Annotated in this window: 3 protein-coding genes; all 3 read left to right on the top strand. The window is 53.0% G+C overall.

All coding sequences use genetic code 11. From position 1 onward, the window contains the following. Positions 1-737: 737 nt before the first annotated feature. Positions 738-1,367 carry an N-6 DNA methylase gene (locus H483_RS38575; RefSeq protein ID WP_081615138.1) on the top strand — a complete coding sequence of 210 codons (630 nt, stop codon included), beginning with the start codon at positions 738-740 and terminating at the stop codon, positions 1,365-1,367. A gap of 119 nt (positions 1,368-1,486) precedes the next feature. Then, entirely contained in the window at positions 1,487-2,998 is a 1,512-nt protein-coding gene (locus H483_RS38570; RefSeq protein WP_238556255.1) for an Eco57I restriction-modification methylase domain-containing protein, read from the top strand. Then, a partial coding sequence (locus H483_RS38565) for a GIY-YIG nuclease family protein (RefSeq protein ID WP_193746855.1) occupies positions 2,998-3,412 on the top strand: 415 nt, incomplete at its 3' end. The genes H483_RS38570 and H483_RS38565, both read left to right, overlap by 1 nt.

Raw genomic sequence — 3,412 nt, 5'->3', positions numbered from 1 at the left:
GGGCAAGCCAGATCAGATGTCACTTAACTCGTGCACTAGGACTTTTACTCTTCGGCTGCTTGGAGAGCATCGGTCAAACCGACAGCCGACATATCGATTCCGGCTGCCTTGATTAATGCCGCCTCTGCGAGCAGCACGTTGTAAGCATCTGCGTACCGTCCGGCCACGCAACCTCAGCAGTCCTCACGCCCCGTGAATCAGCGGGACTAGGCGAAACCGCGCCTTGGGGCCACCTCGTGCCCCAGTCCTCGCCCCACTCGAACTAAACCGGGTAGCGCACAGAAATCATCGACAGCCCCGAACCAAGGTAGTGCACAGTGCTAAACTGCGACCCGACACCCACCCGAATGACGCCGCACGAACAGCCGCGACCGCAATAAACTGACAATAAGCCCAGTTCACAGAGCTTTTACGCAGTCCTAGAAACCGTATGACGAATCGAACTCAAAACTTTAGCCAAGCTAGGCACGACGCAAACCGCGCCGCCCGCGAAACCACTACGCAGACCTTACGAGGCCAACACTAGCGAGCTTCAGAGATCAGCCATATCCCCGCACGCCCCTCAGCGACACAAAGATCACTAAGCTTGGAACAATGAACCTACAAGCCGGAATCGAACGGTGGTCCGCGCGATCAAGACGCGGCAATGATAGCCCTGCCATGGCGCTTCGCCAGGCTTCAGCACTTGAACCGCAACGGTTGCACCCGCTCACGCCGCTATCAGGAGAGGTTAGAGCGTGTCGCTGATCAAATCTAAGCAACGAGTCGCTGACCACGGTGAAGTTTACACACCCGACTGGATTGTCCAGTCGATGCTCGACTTAGTGAAAGACGAGTCCGAGCGAATCGATTCCCGCTTCCTTGAGCCAGCTTGCGGATCAGGGAATTTTCTGGTTCAAGTGCTCCTGCGAAAGTTGACAACGGTCGAGCACAAATACAATTCAAGCGAGTTCGAGAGGCGACACTACGCCCTTCATGGACTCATGTGCATATACGGCATCGAACTTCTACAGGACAATGTCACGGAATGCCGAGATAATATGCTTACTATATTCGCAGATTATCTCGAGATAGACTCCCACGACGCTCTATATTCGGCGGCCAAATATGTGCTCAACCAAAACATTGTCCACGGCAATGCGATGACAATGCTTACCGCCAACGGCTCCGCAATCAGCTTTGCCGAATGGGGCTACCTCGGCAGAGGCAAATTCCAGCGGCGAGACTTCAACTTCGGTACCCTTACCCGTATGAGTGCTTTCAGCGATGAAGACACGCTGTTCGCCGAATTGGGCAAACATGAAGTATTCAAACCGACCAGAAGTTACCCAGCGATGAGCGTGACGGAAATGGTGGCTGCAAAATGACTAGTCGAGTCAGCGTGGCACTTGGGGGCCGCAACCCTGACGTGCTCACTTGCATTGCCAACCTATCGAATGACGAGGTATTCACCCCGCCTGAGCTCGCGAATCGAATGCTCGACGATATGGCAACTTCCTGGGCAGACGCAAATGGTGGCGAATCCATATGGTCAAACCCTGAAATCACATTTCTCGATCCATTCACTAAGTCTGGTGTCTTTCTCCGCGAGATCACTACCCGGCTTACAAAAGGTTTAGCTAGCAGCATCCCAAATCTTGAAGAGCGGGTGGATCACATCCTCACCCGGCAAGTGTTCGGCATGGCAATCACACAGCTGACTAGCTTACTGGCACGCCGTAGCCTCTATTGCTCTAAGTCGGCAAACAGCCAGCATTCTATCGCTAGATCGTTCGACAACGAGGCGGGCAACGTTTGGTTCGAAAGAATCGATCATGTGTGGGTAGGCGGCACCAAGTTGGAATATTCGACGGACTCCATTGGTAGACCGACCGAGCGCTATACAAACGGAAGATGCAGGTATTGCCGCGCGCCACAACAGTTGTTCGACCGCGAGCAAACTCTTGAAAGTCACGCATACGCGTTTATCCATACCGACGATGTCCAAGCACTCGTCGCAGAACTGTTCGGAGAAGATATGCGGTTTGACGTCGTGATCGGAAACCCTCCCTACCAGATGACAGGCGGGGCAGGGGGGTCCAGCGATTCGTCTATCTACCACTTATTTGTCGAGCAAGCGAAAAAACTCGAACCCAGGCTTCTGACGATGGTTATACCGTCGCGCTGGCTTGCTGGTGGCCGGGGTATGGGAAACTTCCGTAGAGACATGCTCACTTCGGGCCACCTAATGAAGCTCGTTGATTATCCGGTATCGCGAGAGGTCTTCCCTGGCGTGGAAGTCAAAGGTGGAATTTGCTATTTCCTCAGCTCGTCCGAGCACAAAGGACCCTGTGATGTAACCATTGTACGGGGTGATGAGCAGTCGTCTACCAGCCGTCAGCTTGATGAGTTCGACGTCTTTGTACGCGATCCTCGTGCGGTCAAAATCCTACGAAAAGTACTTTCGTTCAATGAGACCCCAATAACCGACATTCTTACCGCAGATACACCGTTCGGTATCGCCACCAATTTCAAGGACCATCGCCCGAATAATCGGACTGATGACGTCGCTTTGCACCTGGTAAGCGGCGGGAAGAGAAAAGTTGGCTACGTACCCCGCTCGATAATTAAAAAGAATTCTGATCTTATTGACAAATGGAAGGTCCTTGCCCCGAAAGCCGGATCCGATGGGGGGCAAAAAATTCCCGACTCGGTCCTCGGAAAACCTTGGCTAGCTGCACCGCCCGCGGCTGCGACACAGACATTCTTAGCGTTCTATGTCGACAATGAAGATGATGCACACAGCGTTGAATCGTACTATCGAACGAAATTCTTTAGGTTCTTGGTTGGACTGCGGAAGATCACTCAGGACGCCCTTAAGCCCATGTATTCCTGGGTGCCGATGCAAACCTGGGATCGCGAATGGTCTGACATTGAGCTATACGACAAGTATGGCCTGTCCGACGAAGAGCGTGACTATATAGAGTTGGTTATTCGTCCCATGGAAGTAGCGAAATAATGACGAAAACGATCGCAGAGATTCTAGCTCCGAAACCAGATGCGCGTCTAAAGATTTATGCTTACACCATCGATAGCCCGTCCCACATAGGTTTAATCAAAGTGGGCCAGACTACCCGGTCAGTGCAGAAGCGCATTGAAGAACAGACAAAGACTGCCGGGATTATTCCGACCATCTTGCTAAGCGAGCCTGCTGAGAGGGAAGACGGATCTCCCTTTACAGACCACGATGTGCGCGCTCGCCTCGTGGCGAAAGGGGTAGAGAATCACAACCTGGAGTGGATGCGCTGCACCGTCGCGGACGTCATGACAGCGATTACTGAATTACGCACTGGCCGGGTTTTGACGGGAACGCACCACGCGACTTTTCAGATGCGCGAGGAACAGGCAGTTGCAGTCAACAAGACTCATGCTT

The sequence above is a fragment of the Dietzia sp. UCD-THP genome (genome assembly GCF_000349585.1).
Lineage (GTDB): Bacteria > Actinomycetota > Actinomycetes > Mycobacteriales > Mycobacteriaceae > Dietzia > Dietzia natronolimnaea_A.
This window is presented reverse-complemented; position numbering and strand designations above follow the sequence as displayed.

Excerpts from the sequence above, each read along its gene's own strand:
- H483_RS38570 (WP_238556255.1), top strand. The coding sequence starts at position 1,487 with ATGGCAACTTCCTGGGCAGACGCAAATGGTGGCGAATCCATATGGTCA.